The 15496-nt window shown below is 56.7% G+C and carries 17 protein-coding genes; 5 read left to right on the top strand and 12 right to left on the bottom strand.

Annotated features, from left to right (window positions below; translation table 11 throughout):
- Positions 1-20 precede the first annotated feature (20 nt).
- Entirely contained in the window at positions 21-614 is a 594-nt protein-coding gene (locus BLT89_RS02225; RefSeq protein ID WP_090192886.1) for a phosphoheptose isomerase, read from the top strand.
- Positions 611-1144: a BON domain-containing protein gene (locus BLT89_RS02220; RefSeq protein ID WP_090192885.1), complete on the top strand. Its 534-nt coding sequence runs from the start codon at positions 611-613 to the stop codon at positions 1142-1144. The genes BLT89_RS02225 and BLT89_RS02220 overlap by 4 nt, the downstream gene beginning before the upstream one ends.
- 51 nt (positions 1145-1195) lie before the next feature.
- Here BLT89_RS02220 and BLT89_RS02215 read toward each other — a convergent pair whose 3' ends face one another.
- From BLT89_RS02215 to rplM, 7 genes are all read right to left on the bottom strand, one after another.
- On the bottom strand, positions 1196-1603 hold the full coding sequence (locus BLT89_RS02215) for a ClpXP protease specificity-enhancing factor (protein WP_090192884.1): 408 nt from the start codon (positions 1601-1603) through the stop codon (positions 1196-1198).
- A gap of 10 nt (positions 1604-1613) precedes the next feature.
- Positions 1614-2231: a glutathione S-transferase N-terminal domain-containing protein gene (locus BLT89_RS02210; RefSeq protein ID WP_090192883.1), complete on the bottom strand. Its 618-nt coding sequence runs from the start codon at positions 2229-2231 to the stop codon at positions 1614-1616.
- Between the two features lie 86 nt (positions 2232-2317).
- Positions 2318-3100, bottom strand: a complete 783-nt coding sequence (locus BLT89_RS02205) for a cytochrome c1 (protein WP_090192882.1) — start codon at positions 3098-3100, stop codon at positions 2318-2320.
- The gene (locus BLT89_RS02200) at positions 3100-4311 is read right to left on the bottom strand and encodes a cytochrome b (RefSeq protein ID WP_090192881.1); all 1212 of its coding nucleotides are present in this window, start codon (positions 4309-4311) and stop codon (positions 3100-3102) included. The genes BLT89_RS02205 and BLT89_RS02200 overlap by 1 nt, the downstream gene beginning before the upstream one ends.
- Positions 4311-4904 (bottom strand): ubiquinol-cytochrome c reductase iron-sulfur subunit, encoded by a 594-nt coding sequence (gene petA / locus BLT89_RS02195; protein ID WP_090192880.1) that lies wholly within the window; start codon positions 4902-4904, stop codon positions 4311-4313. The genes BLT89_RS02200 and petA overlap by 1 nt, the downstream gene beginning before the upstream one ends.
- A gap of 245 nt (positions 4905-5149) precedes the next feature.
- On the bottom strand, positions 5150-5542 hold the full coding sequence (gene rpsI, locus BLT89_RS02190) for a 30S ribosomal protein S9 (RefSeq protein WP_090192879.1): 393 nt from the start codon (positions 5540-5542) through the stop codon (positions 5150-5152).
- Between the two features lie 14 nt (positions 5543-5556).
- Complete coding sequence (gene rplM / locus BLT89_RS02185) at positions 5557-5985, bottom strand: 50S ribosomal protein L13 (RefSeq protein ID WP_090192878.1); 429 nt, start codon at positions 5983-5985, stop codon at positions 5557-5559.
- 278 nt (positions 5986-6263) lie between these two features.
- On the opposite strand from rplM, the gene BLT89_RS02180 reads away from it, so the two are divergent.
- Positions 6264-7301: an NADP(H)-dependent aldo-keto reductase gene (locus BLT89_RS02180; protein ID WP_090192877.1), complete on the top strand. Its 1038-nt coding sequence runs from the start codon at positions 6264-6266 to the stop codon at positions 7299-7301.
- Between the two features lie 48 nt (positions 7302-7349).
- Here BLT89_RS02180 and BLT89_RS02175 read toward each other — a convergent pair whose 3' ends face one another.
- On the bottom strand, positions 7350-8486 hold the full coding sequence (locus BLT89_RS02175) for an acyl-CoA dehydrogenase family protein (RefSeq protein WP_090192876.1): 1137 nt from the start codon (positions 8484-8486) through the stop codon (positions 7350-7352).
- Positions 8487-8625: 139 nt separating this feature from the next.
- Between BLT89_RS02175 and BLT89_RS02170 the strand changes: the two genes are divergently transcribed.
- Positions 8626-9651, top strand: coding sequence for a GlxA family transcriptional regulator (locus tag BLT89_RS02170; RefSeq protein ID WP_090192875.1), 1026 nt, complete (start codon positions 8626-8628; stop codon positions 9649-9651).
- 8 nt (positions 9652-9659) lie between these two features.
- On the opposite strand, the gene zapE is transcribed toward BLT89_RS02170, so the two are convergent.
- From zapE to BLT89_RS02155, 3 genes are all read right to left on the bottom strand, one after another.
- Positions 9660-10757 (bottom strand): cell division protein ZapE, encoded by a 1098-nt coding sequence (zapE, locus tag BLT89_RS02165; RefSeq protein WP_090192874.1) that lies wholly within the window; start codon positions 10755-10757, stop codon positions 9660-9662.
- A gap of 88 nt (positions 10758-10845) precedes the next feature.
- Positions 10846-12192: a tryptophan--tRNA ligase gene (locus BLT89_RS02160; RefSeq protein ID WP_090192873.1), complete on the bottom strand. Its 1347-nt coding sequence runs from the start codon at positions 12190-12192 to the stop codon at positions 10846-10848.
- Between the two features lie 120 nt (positions 12193-12312).
- Positions 12313-12942, bottom strand: coding sequence for an alpha/beta hydrolase (locus BLT89_RS02155; protein ID WP_090192872.1), 630 nt, complete (start codon positions 12940-12942; stop codon positions 12313-12315).
- 126 nt (positions 12943-13068) lie between these two features.
- Between BLT89_RS02155 and BLT89_RS02150 the strand changes: the two genes are divergently transcribed.
- The gene (locus BLT89_RS02150) at positions 13069-13512 is read left to right on the top strand and encodes a YhcB family protein (protein WP_090192871.1); all 444 of its coding nucleotides are present in this window, start codon (positions 13069-13071) and stop codon (positions 13510-13512) included.
- 81 nt (positions 13513-13593) lie between these two features.
- Here BLT89_RS02150 and cysN read toward each other — a convergent pair whose 3' ends face one another.
- Positions 13594-15495, bottom strand: a complete 1902-nt coding sequence (gene cysN, locus BLT89_RS02145) for a sulfate adenylyltransferase subunit CysN (RefSeq protein ID WP_090192870.1) — start codon at positions 15493-15495, stop codon at positions 13594-13596.
- Between the last annotated feature and the right edge of the window lies 1 nt (position 15496).

The raw sequence follows: 15496 nt of genomic DNA, 5'->3' as shown, positions 1-15496 counted from the left end.
ACTTAGAAAGGTTAAACCCGATGGAAATGCAATCTCGCATTCGACAGCTTTTCCAGGCCAGCATAGAAACCAAACAGCTGGCTATCGATTCACTACCACCAAGCATCGCCGAGGCAAGCCTGCTGATGGTAAATGCGCTGCTCAATGAAGGAAAAATTCTCACCTGTGGCAATGGTGGTTCGGCTGGTGACGCCCAGCACTTTTCCTCGGAACTGCTTAATCGCTTCGAGCGCGAGCGCCCCAGCCTACCGGCAATTGCACTTACCACTGACAGTTCGACGATTACCTCGATCGCCAACGATTACAGCTATAACGAAGTCTTCTCGAAACAGATTCGTGCGCTCGGCCGTCCGGGAGACATTCTTCTGGCTATCTCCACCAGCGGAAATTCAGCAAACGTCATTCAGGCGATCCAGGCCGCACACGACCGGGAAATGCTGGTCGTCGCCCTGACCGGCCGAGATGGCGGCGGCATGGCCTCCCTGTTGCTGCCTGAAGATGTCGAAATTCGTGTACCGTCAAAAGTTACTGCTCGCATCCAGGAAGTTCACCTGCTGGCAATTCACTGCCTGTGCGACCTGATTGACCATCAACTATTTGGGAGTGAAGAATGACCCGCAATAGCCTTCTGGTTGCAGCACTCGCCTCGACTCTTTTGCTTGGAGCCTGCAGTAACCGCAGCATGGGCAACAAGATTGATGACCAGTTTCTCGACCCGGATGTGAATTCTGCCATCAGTGATGCAGCGCCCGACCTGAGCAGCCCGACCTCGCACATTGTCACCAGCAGTTATAACGGCGTCATTCTGATAGCCGGGCAGACTCCCAGAGCCGAGCTGAAGGATCGTGCCGGGCAAGCCGCACGCTCGGTACGCGGGGTCCGCACCGTGCATAACGAGCTGCAGATCATGGAGCCCACCTCGCTGCTGGTACGCAGCAATGACGCCTTGATCACCTCTAAAATCAAGACATTGATGCTCGCTGACTCAACAGTCCCGAGCGCCCGCATAAAGGTCATCACCGAAAACGGGGTGGTTTTCCTTATGGGCATAGTGACCCGTCAGGAAGGCGCAAGCGCCACAGCTGTCGTTTCAGGAGCTGCAGGCGTACAAAAGGTCGTCAAACTCTTCGAATACACCAATTAAACTAAACAGTCTGGCTGTAAATAAAAAGGCGACCTCGGGTCGCCTTTTTATTTACTTGACCACTTTCAGGCTCGGACGCCCGCCCGGATTGGGCGGCTGCACTTCTGGCGAAGCCTGATCAGCTGCAGAAACTTCCTGCTCGACTTCCGGCTGCTCCAGCTCGAAAACCATACCCTGACCGTTCTCTCTGGCATAAATCGCCAGGACTGCCATTGCCGGAATAAACAGGGTTTGTGGCACGCCACCAAAGCGCCCTTCGAAACTGACGGCATCATTATCCATCAACAAATGACGAACGGCCTGGGGCGAAACATTCAATACGATCTGCCCGTCACTCGCATAACCGGAGGGCACCTGAACGCCTTTGTAGTCAGCGTTAACCAGCAGATGAGGCGTGCAATCGTTATCTACGATCCACTCGTAAAGCGATCGAATCAGGTATGGACGGCTTGAGTTCATGGGCATCTCCTCAACGCATTGCCTGTTCTATGGAGGATAGGCTCTCCTGAAAGCCTGGCCGGGAAAAGTTTCGCGACATGTAATCGAGCAATGGCTTGGCCGGAGCCGGCAGCTCGACGCCCAATTGCGGCAAGCGCCAGAGGATCGGTAGCAGGCAACAATCCAGCAAGCTGAACTCGTTGCTCAGGAAGAAGGGCTTGTCATCAAACAACGGCGATATGCCCGTGAGGCTTTCACGCAGCTCTTTACGCGCCTTGGTGCGGGCAGACTCCTTGGTCTTGGGATCAAGAATCAGATCAACTGCCGAACACCAGTCACGCTGTATGCGGTGGATCAACAAACGACTATTCGCCCGGGCAACCGGATAAACCGGCAGCAACGGCGGATGCGGATAGCGCTCATCCAGATACTCCATCACCACCGTTGACTCGTACAACGCCAGATCACGATCTGCCAATGTCGGCAGGGTACCGTAAGGATTGAGCTCTGCCAGCTGCTCGGGACACTGTCCGCTGGCAACGTCAACATGCACACAGGCTACTGCTTTTTCAGCAAGCACCAGACGCACCCGGTGACTGTAATGATCCGCAGGATCGGAAAAACAGGTCAGTTTGTTAATGGCGCTCAAGACGCTCCTCCTCTAGTAGATAGCTTTTGGGAGGCAGAAAGACAAGCGCGCCCAAAAGGGCGCGCGCTTCGAACGGCCAGTAGGTCTTAGTGTACGTCTTTCCAGAACTCACGCTTGAGCAGATAAGCGAATACGAAGAAGAAGGCCAGGTACAACAGTACATAAACCCCAATTCGATGGCTTTCAAGCTTGACCGGGTTGGCCGAATAAGCGAGGAATCCAACGAGGTTCCTTACTTTCTCATCAAACTCCGCCTCATTCAGAGTGCCGGTATTTGGCAGAATGGTCAGCTGGTCGCAAGCCTCATGCGTAATCGGCGTACCGGTCAGCGGATCGTATTGCTTCTTGCCGTGCTCAACCACAGGGACCTGCTTGCAACCAAGCACCTGACGACCCTGCAACCCTACCAGCACATTGGGCATACCCACATTCGGGAAGGCCTTGTTGTTGACGCCCCACGGGCGTGCCGGATCTTCATAGAAGGTCCGCAGATAGGTATACAGCCATTCATTGCCACGCACGCGAGCCACCAGTGTCAGGTCAGGCGGCGCAGCACCAAACCAGACCTTGGCATCCTCCGGACGCATGCCGATCGACATATGCTCACCGATCTTGGCACCGGTAAACACCAGATTGTCGAGCATCAGCCCTTCGGGTATGCCGAGATCCTTGGCGACACGCTCGTAACGCTGGTACTTGGCGCTATGGCAGCCCATGCAGTAATTGACAAAGGTGCGAGCTCCATCCTGCAGGGAAGCCTTGTCCTTCAGGTCAATATCGACATGATCCATTGGGTATCCAGGCTCAGCACTGGCTGAAGCCAGGACTGGCAATGCTGCAAATATCAATGCAATAAGTTGCTTTTTCATCAGCCAGTCACCCTTTCCGGAACCGGTTTGGTCTTTTCCATCCGGGTGTAGAACGGCATCAGGATGAAAAAGGCAAAATACAAGATGGTGCAGGTACGCGACATCAGCGTGCCTATTTCTGAGGGCGCCTGAGAGCCGAAGTAGCCCAGAATCACGAAGGAAACCGTGAAAATGGTCAGCCAGACTTTGCTCATCCAGCCCTTGTAGCGGATCGACTTGACCGGACTGCGATCCAGCCAGGGCAGCACGAACAGGATGGCAATCGCCGCACCCATGGCAACAACACCCATCAGCTTGTCGGGAATGGCGCGCAGAATCGCGTAGTAAGGCGTGAAGTACCATACCGGAGCAATGTGCGCTGGTGTCTTGAACGGGTTCGCCGGCTCGAAGTTGGGCTTCTCGAGGAAATATCCGCCCATTTCGGGGAAGAAGAAAATCACCGCACAGAAGACGAAGAGGAACACGACAACACCGACAATATCTTTAACGGTGTAGTACGGGTGGAAGGCAATTCCGTCAAGCGGCACGCCATTCGCGTCTTTCTTCTTCTTGATATCCACACCATCCGGGTTGTTCGAACCGACTTCGTGCAACGCCAGAATATGCAGCACAACCAGACCGAGCAGAACAATCGGCAATGCAATCACATGCAAAGCGAAGAAACGGTTCAGGGTAATGCCGGATATCAGGTAATCACCACGAATCCACATGGTCAGATCGTCACCGATGACCGGGATGGCGCCGAACAGCGAGATGATGACCTGCGCACCCCAATAGGACATCTGGCCCCAGGGCAACAGGTAGCCCATAAAGCCTTCTGCCATCAGGCACAGGTAGATCAACATGCCGAATACCCAGACCAGCTCGCGGGGCTTCTGGTAGGAGCCATAAAGCAGCCCGCGGAACATATGCAGGTAGACCACCAGAAAGAACGCCGAAGCGCCAGTGGAGTGCATGTAGCGCAGGATCCAGCCGTAATCCACATCACGCATGATGTATTCGACCGAAGCGAATGCCTCCTCGGAAGACGGCGTGTAACTCATGGTTAGCCAAACGCCCGTGAGTATCTGGTTGACCAGCACCAGAAGCGCCAGAGAGCCAAAGAAATACCAGAAGTTGAAATTTTTCGGGGCATAGTATTTGGACAGATGGTCTTCCCACATTTTAGTCGCGGGGAAGCGCGCATCGATCCATTCCATAAATTTGCTCATCAGGCTTTCTCCTGAGCCACGCCGATGACGATTACGTCGTTCGACTCGTACGAGTAATCGGGCACGGGCAGATTCAGCGGTGCAGGCTGACCCTTGTATACGCGGCCAGACAGGTCATAACGGGAACCATGGCACGGGCAGAAATATCCACCCTCCCACTCAGGGCCGAGATCCGCAGGCGCTACTTCAGGCCTGAACGTTGGCGAGCAGCCCAGATGCGTACAGAGCCCAACCAGAACCAGCAGCTCAGGCTTGATCGAGCGCTGCTGAGGGTTGACGTAAGCCGGCTGGACAGAGTCCTTGGAATCCGGATCGGCCAGTAGCGGAACAACCTTCTCCAGATTTCCCAGCATTTCCTCGGTACGATTCAGCACAAACACCGGTTGCCCCCGCCACTCAGCAACAATCTGCTGCCCAGGCTCCACCTTGCTGATATTCACCTTGACCGGTGCACCTGCGGCTTTGGCCTTGGCACTCGGGAACCACGACCCCACAAACGGGACCGCGGCACCCACCGCTCCTGCTGCTCCCACCACTGAGGTGGCGGCAACCAGGAAACGACGCCGGCCAGCATTCACGCCGTCATTGCTCATTCAGTTGTCTCCCATCGACTATGTCGCCCGAAGTCCAGGCATCCGCTAAGAAAATCATGCTGCAGAAATTTTACGAATGGTAAAGAAAAGCCCCATTGCTGACAAGGCAATAGCTTGAAACAAAACCACTGAATACCTCACCAGCACAGACAGAACAGGCCGCGACACACTGTCGCAGAGAAACCATGCAGATAAAAAAAACGCCCAGATCCGAGTGGATGCTGGGCGTTTTTTTGCAAGCGAAATTAACGCTTGGAGTACTGGGGACGCTTACGTGCTTTACGCAGGCCGACCTTCTTACGCTCGACTTCACGGGCATCGCGAGTCACGAAGCCAGCCTTGCGCAGAGCAGGACGCAACGACTCGTCGTAATCCATCAGTGCACGGGTGATGCCATGACGGATCGCGCCGGCCTGACCGCTGACACCGCCGCCCAGGACAGTGACGAAGATGTCGAACTTTTCGACATTATCGGTCAATTCCAGAGGCTGGCGAACAACCATGCGGGCCGTTTCACGACCGAAGAAGTTTTCCAGCGTGCGGTTATTGATGGAGATGCTGCCAGTGCCCGGACGCAGAAACACGCGAGCTGTAGCAGTCTTGCGACGGCCAGTGCCGTAATTTTGAGAAGCCGACATAATGTACTATCCCGTTAAATCTTGAGTTCTTGGGGCTGCTGCGCGGTGTGCGGGTGAACAGCACCCTTGTACACCTTCAGCTTGCGATACATGTCGCGACCCAGCGAGTTCTTCGGCAGCATACCCTTGACCGCAGTCTCGAGTACACGCTCCGGGGCCTTGGCGATCAGCTTTTCAAAGTTGATCGACTTGATCCCACCCGGGAAACCGGAGTGCGAGTAGTACATTTTGTCAGTAGTCTTGGCGCCGGTTACACGTACCTGCTCGGCATTGATAACAACGATGTAATCGCCGGTATCCACATGCGGAGTGTATTCAGGCTTGTGCTTGCCGCGCAGACGGCTGGCAATTTCAGTGGCCAGGCGACCCAGGGTCTTGCCGGCAGCGTCGACGACATACCAGTCGCGCTTAACAGTTTCCGGTTTTGCAGTAAAAGTCTTCATTCGCTATAGCCTCAGGGGCCGCCCTGAAAAATAAGACGGCGGATCTTACTGAATAGTGCTTGCTTTGACAAGTCAAAGACGGCCGATTTACAGACGCTATCGGGGGCTCGAGTCAGCGCATCCGCTACGGCAGGGTTCGACGGGCTAGGCATCCCCGCCATTTTTCTTTTCTCCACAGGCTAGGCATCCCCGCGAAGAAAGGAGCGGAATTATGCCGATTGCACAAAAAATAGCAACCTGCTTTGATCAATAACTCTAAATCAATCAGGAGCATGCACATGGAATACCGCAAACTGGGGCGCACAGACTTGAATGTGAGCGCCTTGTGTCTTGGCAGCATGACCTGGGGTGAGCAGAACACCGAGCAGGAAGGCTTTGCCCAGATTGATTGCGCCAGAGCTGCCGGCGTCAATTTCATCGACACGGCAGAGATGTATCCGGTACCACCGCGCAGCACGACCTACGGCGCCACCGAAACCATCATCGGCAATTACTTCAGGCACAGAGCCAATCGTGCCGACTGGATACTTGCCAGCAAGGTTGCCGGGCCGGGCAACGGCATCGACTACATCCGCGACGGCAAGCCCAGACACAATCGATCACACATAGTAGCGGCCATCGATGCCAGCTTGCGCCGACTGCAAACCGACTGGATCGACCTTTACCAGCTGCACTGGCCAGAGCGCCCAACCAATTATTTCGGCCAGCTGGGCTATCAACATAAGGAAAGCACCTTCACGCCCCTGGAGGACACCCTGGAGGTACTCAGCGATCAGGTTCGCGCAGGCAAGATCCGCCACATAGGAATTTCCAATGAAACCCCCTGGGGCACCATGCGCTACCTGCAGCTCTCCGAAGCACGCGGCTGGCCACGCATGGCGTCTATCCAGAATCCATACAACCTGCTGAATCGAACCTTCGAGGTCGGCCTGGCAGAAATTGCCATTCGCGAAGACTGCGGCTTGCTGGCTTATTCACCAATGGCCTTTGGCATGCTTTCCGGCAAATACGCCAACGGGGCTCGTCCGGCAAATGCCCGAATCACTCTTTTCAGCCGCTTTTCACGCTACACCAACCCGCAGGCCGAAGCCGCCTGCGAGCAGTACATTACACTGGCCCGCGAGCACGGCCTTGATCCGGCGCAAATGGCACTGGCATTCGTGACCTCCAGACCCTTTGTCACCAGCAACATCATCGGCGCAACTTCACTCGAACAGCTGAACAGCAACCTGGCCAGTTGCGAAATGCAACTCAGCCCTGAACTGTTGCAGGCGATCGATAACATTCACCGGCAGCAGCCGAATCCGGCACCCTGAAACGTGAAAGCCCGGCATTTGCCGGGTTTTCACCACTCATCCTCGCACTCAAAGAGCGCGCGAAATGATCTCCTTCATGATTTCGTTGGTACCGGCGTAAATACGCTGCACCCGCGAATCAGCCCATGCCCGTGCAATCGGGTATTCCCACATGTAGCCATAGCCACCGTGCAGCTGGACGCACTCATCCAGTACCTTGCACTGCATGTCGGTGGTCCAGTACTTCAGCATGGCTGCGGTCGGCACATCCAGCTTGCCCTGCAGATGCAGCTCCAGGCAACGATCGGTAAAAACCCGCCCGATCTGAACTTCGGTGGCGATTTCTGCCAGTTTGAAGCGGGTATTCTGGAAATCCGAAATCGCTTTGCCGAAGGCCTTGCGCTCGCGGGTGTACTCCAGCGTCCACTGCAAGCCGGCTTCAGCTGAAGCCAATGCGCCAAGACCCACGGTCAGGCGCTCCTGCGGCAGCTCCTGCATCAGGTAGATGAAGCCCATGCCCTCCTTGCCCAGCAGGTTTTCCTTGGGAATGCGCACATCCTGAAAGAACAGTTCGGAAGTGTCCTGCGCCTTCATGCCGACCTTGGACAGACGCTTGCCCTTGGCAAAGCCCGGCGTACCCGCTTCGACGAGAAACAGACTGGTGCCTTTGGCGCCCGCTTTCGGATCCGTCTTGGCCACCACGATCACCAGATCGGCAAGAAAGCCGTTGGTAATGAAGGTCTTGGAACCGTTTAGTACATACTCGTCACCGTCCAGCACCGCCGTGGTCTTGACGCCCTGCAAGTCAGAGCCAGCGCCCGGCTCGGTCATGGCAATGGCTGTGACCATCTCGCCGCTTACCAGCTTGGGCAGGTACTTCTGTTTCGGCGCTTCGGAGCCATAATGCAGGATGTAGGGCGCGACAATATCCGAATGCAGCGAGAAACCGATCCCGCTCAAGCCCAGCCGGCCGATTTCCTCGATCACCACCGTACTGTAGAGAAAATCCGCCGCCATCCCGCCGTACTCTTCCGGCAGATGCGAGCAAAGCATCCCGGCTTCGCCTGCCTTGTTCCACAACTGGCGATCAATATGCCCGTCCTTTTCCCACTGATCGTGATAGGGCACGGCTTCCTGTTCGAGAAACTTGCGCACGCTATCGCGAAACAACTCGTGATCTGAACTGAATAGCGTTCTGGGAATCATGCTAGCTCCTAGGAAATCGGGTTGATGGATGAGGGTCAGACTTTAGGCCCTCGGGCAGGCTGAATGCACTGGACACATCCGCCAAAAAATAAGACGATCCAGCCGCAATATGGCCAATTAACCATTAAGCAGTACCCTTATGTCTCTACAAAATACACCGCAAACACTGACCAGTGTCCATATACTGGCCATCGACAGCGTTTTTGCCTCAACCGCATTGCTGGCCCGGGACTTTTTCCACATGGCCAGCCTGCGTTATGGCAAACATCAGGGACTCGGCCTCGTACCCACCTTCGATATCTGCCTGGTCAGCCCCGACGGCAATCCCAGCAACAGTTTCAGCAATCTGCAACTACCGATTGACGGTGACCTGGGGGTTGCCGATCTGATTATCCTTCCTGCTTTCAGCGGCGACTTCGACGCGCTGCTCGCCACCTACCCGCAAGTAACCGCCTGGCTTGGCGAAAGACACAGGGCCGGCAGCATCATTTGCGGAGAAGCCAACGGCGTGTTCTGGATGGCCGCAGCCGGACTGCTCGACGGCAAGGAAGCAACCACCTATCAACGCTACTTCCGCGAATTTGCCGTGCGCTTCCCGAAAGTGCAGCTCAACCAGGACAAGCATCTGACAGACGCCGATAATCTGTACTGCGTTGCCGGCCCCACTTCAGGCTGCGATCTTTACATCTACCTGATCGAGCGCTTCTGTGGTGCCAGCGTGGCCCAGGCCGTCGCCCGCGACATTCTGCATGAAGTGCAGCGCAGCTATTCGCCGGGCCGGATCGGTTTTGGTGGCCAGAAGATGCATCAGGACGCCGCCATCCTGCAGATCCAGCAGTGGCTGGAAGAACACTTCACCGAAAAATTCCGTTTTGAGGACATGGCCCGCGAGCACGGCATGAGCATCCGCAACTTCATGCGCCGGTTCCAGGCCGCCACCGGTGACAAGCCTTTGCACTACCTGCAGCGACTGCGCATCGAAACCGCGAAGAACCTGCTGTCAGTGACACGTAAAAGCATCAAGACCATCAGTTACGAAGTGGGATATGACGATGCCAGCTTTTTTGCGCGCCTGTTTCGCCAGCACACCGACTTGTCGCCAAACAATTACCGGCGGCAGTTCCAGCAGCAGGATGTGACGCCGGCCGATCGCCGTGACAGCTGAAACACCCCTCAGGGTTTGTGCGGGCGCGAGAGGAATTCGTGCGATTGCATTTCCAGCAGGCGACTGAGCGTGCGCTGGAACTCGAACTGCAGACGCCCGCCGGAATAAAGTGACTGCAAGGCCACTTCGGCAGAAAGAATCAGCTTTACGTTACGGTCGTAGAATTCGTCGACCAGATTGACGAAACGCCGCGCCATATCGTCCCTGCCGGCATCCATCTGTTCGACATTGGCGATCAGTACGGCATGGAACAACTTGCCCAGTTCAATATAGTCATTCTGGCTGCGCGGCCCATCGCACAACGCGCGAAAATCAAACCAGGCCACGTCATCACCGACCTTGCGCGCAAGAATCTGACGATTTTCGATCAGCAAGGTTTCGTTTTCCTGAACCTCGCAGTGCTCCGGCAACAGGCTGCGAAAACTTTTCTCCAGGCTGAGTTCTGCTTCTGCATCCAGCGGCCAGTGATACAACTCGGCCTGCTCCAGTGCCCGCAGGCGGTAATCCACTCCGCTATCCACATTGACCACTTCGGTATGCTGCTTGAGCAGCTCGATTGCCGGCAGGAAACGCGCCCGCTGCAAGCCGTCGCGGTACAAACCGTCTGGCACGATATTCGATGTCGCCACCAGTGTTACGCCATTTTTGAACAGCTCATCGAGCAAGGTAGCGAGAATCATGGCATCGGTAATATCCGACACGAAGAACTCGTCAAAACAGATAACCCGCGCCTCGGCAGCAAAGCGCTTGGCGATGATCACCAACGGGTTTTTCTCGCCCCCCAGAGTTTTCATCTCCTCATGCACACGCTTCATGAAGCGATGAAAGTGCGTGCGCATCTTTTGCGGGAACGGCAGGGCATCGAAAAAGGTATCAACCAGGTAGGTCTTGCCGCGACCAACTCCGCCCCAGAAATACAGGCCCTTGATTGGCCCGCTCTGCTTTTTGCCAAACACCTTCCTGAGCAACACACCGGGACCACCTTGTGACTGTTTCACCAGGTCGTCATAAAGTCGCTGCAAGTGATGAACAGCGTTTTCCTGCGCCGCATCGCGGAAAAAATCCGGCCGTTGAAGGTCGGCTTGATAAAGGGTTAGCACCGTCATCTTGGGTAATTCGGTAACAGCAGGGGCGCACACTTTAACGGCGCCCCTGCCGCTTGGCAATTAGCTACAAGTTTAACCCGCGCCTGACTCAGTCCTGTGGTGCCAGCGCTTCGCGCAGACGGCTGATGGCTTGCTGACACGCCTGCTCGTCGGCATATGCCGGGCTAGTGGCAACACAGGCATCATCCAGACACAGGCTGAATCCCCCGTCTTGCAGGCGCACATCCAGTTCCGCGCCCGACTGCAGACGCTTGCTGACCTGCCCCACCGTCTTGCCATCGGCAAATGGCTCGGACAACAGCAGCTGCTCCCCTTCGGCGTCCAGCAAGCGAAAGCGGAAACTGCCATCGTCTTCACGAAAACTGACGAAACGCGCGCTCTTCACCGCCTTCTTCTTGCCTGCTGCGCCCTCTTGCAGGTGACTGCGGAACGAACGCAAACCTACCGCCTCGCGCAATTCGGCAAGGAAAGGTGTTGCGACTTTGCGCGCCTTGGCAGCCCCCTGGAGCAGGATATCTTCCAGCTCTGCCGGCTGACCGAGCAGTGCGTGATAGCGTTCTCGAGCCTCTCCCAGCTCTGCATCAAGCAGCTGGAACAGCCGTTGCTTGGCCTCGCCCCAGCCCAGGCCGGCCAGCAGATCGGCACGAAACTCGGCCTGCTGCGCAGCACTGGCAAAGGCCTGGTAAAGGGTAAACAGATGGGAATCGTCCGGGTTCTTGGCCTCACCGGGCAGGCGGGAATCGGTAACAATGCGTGCAATCGCATCTTTCAATTGCCGGGCAGAACCGAACAACGGAATGGTGTTGTCGTAACTTTTCGACATCTTGCGCCCGTCGAGACCGGGCAGGGTTGCCACACCCTCCTCAACCACCGCTTCGGGCAAGGTAAACAGTTCCTTGCCCTGGCCGAACAGGTGGTTGAAGCGTTGACCGATATCTCGCGCCATTTCCACGTGCTGGATCTGGTCACGCCCGACCGGCACCTTGTGAGCGTTGAACATCAGGATGTCGGCAGCCATCAGCACCGGGTAACTGAACAGCCCCATGGTGATACCGGCATCCGGGTCTTCGCCATCGGCAAGATTCTTGTCTACCGATGCCTTGTAGGCGTGGGCACGATTCAACAAGCCCTTGCCGGCTACGCAGGTAAGCAGCCAGGTGAGCTCGGGAATTTCCGGAATATCGGATTGCCGGTAGAAAGTTGCCCGATTGACATCCAGACCGCAGGCCAGCCAGGTCGCAGCAATCTCCATACGCGAACGCTGGATACGCTGCGGATCGTCACACTTGATCAGCGCATGGTAATCCGCCAGAAAATAATAGGACTCCGCGCCGGCATCGCGGCTGGCGATGATGGCCGGACGAATGGCGCCGGCGTAGTTGCCAAGGTGCGGTGTACCTGTGGTGGTGATGCCGGTAAGGATTCGGGTGGTCATGTCTAGATTCGCTTTTGTTGAGCCAGTATCAAATCCCGCCACACTTCGTCAGCCAAGTCATTGCCGGGGCTCAGCCGCTTGCCGTACCGGTTGCAGGATTTATATTCGATCGCCGGGTAATCACAGACGCGGCAGAACAAGCTCTTTTAGTTCAACCAGCTTGCCGTGAAAAAAGTGGCCGCATTCTGCCACTTTCAGCAACTCATGGTCACCCTTCAAGTCAGCAGACCAGGCATACACCTGTTCGGCTTCGATGACCTCATCGCACTCGGGCTGTATCAACGTCAGACGAGTATGCGGCAAGAACTCAAGCCCCACTGGTAGCCGCGACACTGCCGGCGCAACCAGCACCAGGTGTTGCACACTCTGTCCCTGCGCCGCCAGTCGCGCCGTCAGGCTGGCCGCCACGTAGCCGCCAAAGGAAAATCCCAGCAGGGTTACCGGCAGCCCGGGATGTTGTGCACAGAGCCACGCCAGAGCGGCTTCGGCATCATCCACCTCCCCTTCGTTCAGGCAGTGCGCTCCGGCACTGGCGCCCACGCCTCGATAATTGAAGCGCAGGGTGCTGTAGTTGGCATCCCGGGCCGCCCTTTGCAGGGTTGAAACCACCTTGTTGAGCATACTGCCACCCTGTGCCGGGTTGGGATGACACAGCAGGGCCAGCCCTGTGGCCTGCGGATTATTCTGGTAACGTGCTTCCAGAGAGCCGCTTGGACCATCCAGCAAAAGTGCTACTTCTTGAAAAGACAAAACCGGCTCCGCGCCCTTTGTTCAGGGCAAAATGTCATGGATTGGCGCAATTGGACTTGCGTCGCGGTATACAGCGCAGGGTTCAGGCGCTAACGTAAAGCAAAGCTGCCTAGAGAGGAAGAATACGTGGAACAGTCATACAACATCTGGTTGCTGTTGGGTCTGGCCCTGGTGGTCGGGGCAATCATTGGATATTTCATCTCGCGACAGGTGACGGCAAGCAATCCGGAACGAACCCAGCAACGCCTGGATGAACTGCAACAGCGCTTCGACGACTACCAGACCAATGTTGTTTCCCACTTCAGCACCACTGCCACTCTGGTCAACAGACTCACCCAAAGCTATCAGGATGTTCAACAGCATCTCGCCTTTGGTGCGGATCAACTGGCGCTCGACGAACTCACTCGCGAACGCCTTCTGGATTCATTACGGGTTGATGCGACACCCGCCAGCAACCGTGAGCGGCTATCCCCGCCAAAGAGCAATGAGCCGCCCAGGGACTACGCACCGAAAGATAAAGATCAGCCCGGAACGCTGGACGAAAGCTTTGGCATTAAAAGCAAGAAGTGAGCTGATTCCGCGCTCAGTTTTCCCTTGAAACGACAAAGCCCCGAAATGGGGCTTTGTCGTTTCAAGCATACTCAACAGCAGTCAGATCAGTCCGCGCTCGCGCAGCAAGCCCAACACCTGCTTGACGCCCTCTTCCAGCGACAGACTCTGGGTATCGATCACCAGATCGGCATCCAGCGGAATGTCATAGGCAAACGACTCACCCGGGATGATGTCCTTGCCAGACGCGTACAGCCCCTGTGGATCGCGTTCGCGACAGGCTTGCGGTGACGCCTGTACATAGACCGTGAGCAAGCGCTCGGCACCGATGATCGCCTTGGCCTGTTCGCGGCCTTCGGCATCCGGGGCGACAAAAGCTGCCAGAGTGAGCAAACCTGCCTGATTGAACTGATGGGCCACCTGCGCCGCACGCCGCCAGTTCTCGGCTCGCCCGGCACGGTCCTGCGGCAAGCCCTTGGTCAGCTCGTGACGCAGGTTCTGGCCGTCCAGTACATACACCGCACGCCCCATATCAAACAGCTTGCGTTCCACCGCATAGGCCAGGGTGCTTTTGCCTGCACCGGACAGGCCGCTGAACAGCACAGTGGCCGGCTGCTGACCAAAGCGCGCAGCACGTTCTTCGGTTGCTACGTGGGCCAGCTTGCCATGGTGTGCGCTGGTCGTTTTGCTACCGAGCGGGTCAGCGATGATCATGCCGGCGCCCACGGTGCCATTGGTCAAACGATCGATGACGATGAAGGCACCGGTCGTGCGGTTATGCGCGTAACCATCCAGCGCAACAGGGGCATCCAGCGCCACCTTGACCCGGCCGATCTCATTGAGCTGCAAACTACTCGCGGCGCCTTCCTCCAGGGTATTTACGTCCACCCGGTTAACAATGCTCGGGATCGAACCCGGCACATAGCTGGTGGCGCGTTTGAAGTCGTACTTCTTGCCCGGCAGCATCGGCTCTTCGGCCATCCACACCAGCATGGCATCGAAACTGTCGGCCACCTGCGGGCGGTTATCGGCATGCACCAGCATGTCGCCGCGCGACACGTCGATTTCGTCTTCCAGGGTCAGGGTGATGGCCTGGCCCGGGCCGGCCTGCTCCAGCTCGCCCTCGAAGGTGACGATGGATTTGACCTTGCTGCCCTTGCCGGACGGCAACACCACCACTTCATCGCCCTTGTGCACGATGCCGCTGGCGAGTGTGCCGGCGAAACCGCGGAAGTTCAGGTTGGGGCGATTCACGTACTGCACCGGGAAGCGCATATCGTTGAAGTTGCGGTCACCCGCCACTTCCACGGTCTCAAGAATCTCCATCAGCGACTGACCGCTGTACCAGGGCGAGCGCTCGCTCTTGTTGACCACGTTATCGCCCTTGAGCGCCGACATGGGAACGAAGTGCATGGAACTGGGCTTGAACGCGATGCCTTCGACAAACTTCAGGTAGTCGGCCCTGATTTGCTCGAACACGCCCTGATCGAAGTCTTTCAGGTCCATCTTGTTTACGGCGATGACGATGTGCTTGATGCCCAGCAACGAGGCAATAAAGCTGTGACGCTTGGTCTGGGTCTGCACGCCGTAACGGGCGTCGATCAGAATGATCGCCAGGTCGCAGTTCGATGCACCGGTGGCCATGTTGCGGGTGTACTGCTCATGGCCGGGGGTGTCGGCGATGATGAACTTGCGCTTGGTGGTGCTGAAATAGCGGTAGGCCACATCAATGGTGATGCCTTGCTCGCGCTCTGCCTGCAGGCCGTCGACCAGCAGCGCCAGATCGACCTCTTCGCCGGTGGTGCCGACTTTTTTCGAGTCTTTGGTGATGGCGTCCAGGTGGTCTTCGTAGATCATCTTGGAGTCATGCAGCAGGCGGCCAATCAGGGTGCTCTTGCCGTCGTCCACATTGCCGCAGGTGAGAAAACGCAGCAGCTCTTTACGTTCGTGCTGGGCCAGGTAGGCGAGGATGTCCTCGCTGATCAATTCGGATTGGTGCGACATA

Origin of the sequence: Pseudomonas pohangensis, from assembly GCF_900105995.1 — a bacterium.
Classification (GTDB): domain Bacteria; phylum Pseudomonadota; class Gammaproteobacteria; order Pseudomonadales; family Pseudomonadaceae; genus Aquipseudomonas; species Aquipseudomonas pohangensis.
This window is presented reverse-complemented; position numbering and strand designations above follow the sequence as displayed.

Bases quoted from the DNA above. Each gene is read 5' to 3' on its own strand.
- BLT89_RS02225 (WP_090192886.1), top strand. From the start codon at position 21: ATGGAAATGCAATCTCGCATTCGACAGCTTTTCCAGGCCAGCATAGAA.
- BLT89_RS02220 (WP_090192885.1), top strand. From the start codon at position 611: ATGACCCGCAATAGCCTTCTGGTTGCAGCACTCGCCTCGACTCTTTTG.
- BLT89_RS02215 (WP_090192884.1), bottom strand. From the start codon at position 1,603: ATGAACTCAAGCCGTCCATACCTGATTCGATCGCTTTACGAGTGGATC.
- BLT89_RS02205 (WP_090192882.1), bottom strand. From the start codon at position 3,100: ATGAAAAAGCAACTTATTGCATTGATATTTGCAGCATTGCCAGTCCTG.
- BLT89_RS02200 (WP_090192881.1), bottom strand. From the start codon at position 4,311: ATGAGCAAATTTATGGAATGGATCGATGCGCGCTTCCCCGCGACTAAA.
- petA (WP_090192880.1), bottom strand. From the start codon at position 4,904: ATGAGCAATGACGGCGTGAATGCTGGCCGGCGTCGTTTCCTGGTTGCC.
- rpsI (WP_090192879.1), bottom strand. From the start codon at position 5,542: ATGTCGGCTTCTCAAAATTACGGCACTGGCCGTCGCAAGACTGCTACA.
- rplM (WP_090192878.1), bottom strand. From the start codon at position 5,985: ATGAAGACTTTTACTGCAAAACCGGAAACTGTTAAGCGCGACTGGTAT.
- BLT89_RS02180 (WP_090192877.1), top strand. From the start codon at position 6,264: ATGGAATACCGCAAACTGGGGCGCACAGACTTGAATGTGAGCGCCTTG.
- BLT89_RS02175 (WP_090192876.1), bottom strand. From the start codon at position 8,486: ATGATTCCCAGAACGCTATTCAGTTCAGATCACGAGTTGTTTCGCGAT.
- BLT89_RS02170 (WP_090192875.1), top strand. From the start codon at position 8,626: ATGTCTCTACAAAATACACCGCAAACACTGACCAGTGTCCATATACTG.
- zapE (WP_090192874.1), bottom strand. From the start codon at position 10,757: ATGACGGTGCTAACCCTTTATCAAGCCGACCTTCAACGGCCGGATTTT.
- BLT89_RS02160 (WP_090192873.1), bottom strand. From the start codon at position 12,192: ATGACCACCCGAATCCTTACCGGCATCACCACCACAGGTACACCGCAC.
- cysN (WP_090192870.1), bottom strand. From the start codon at position 15,495: ATGTCGCACCAATCCGAATTGATCAGCGAGGACATCCTCGCCTACCTG.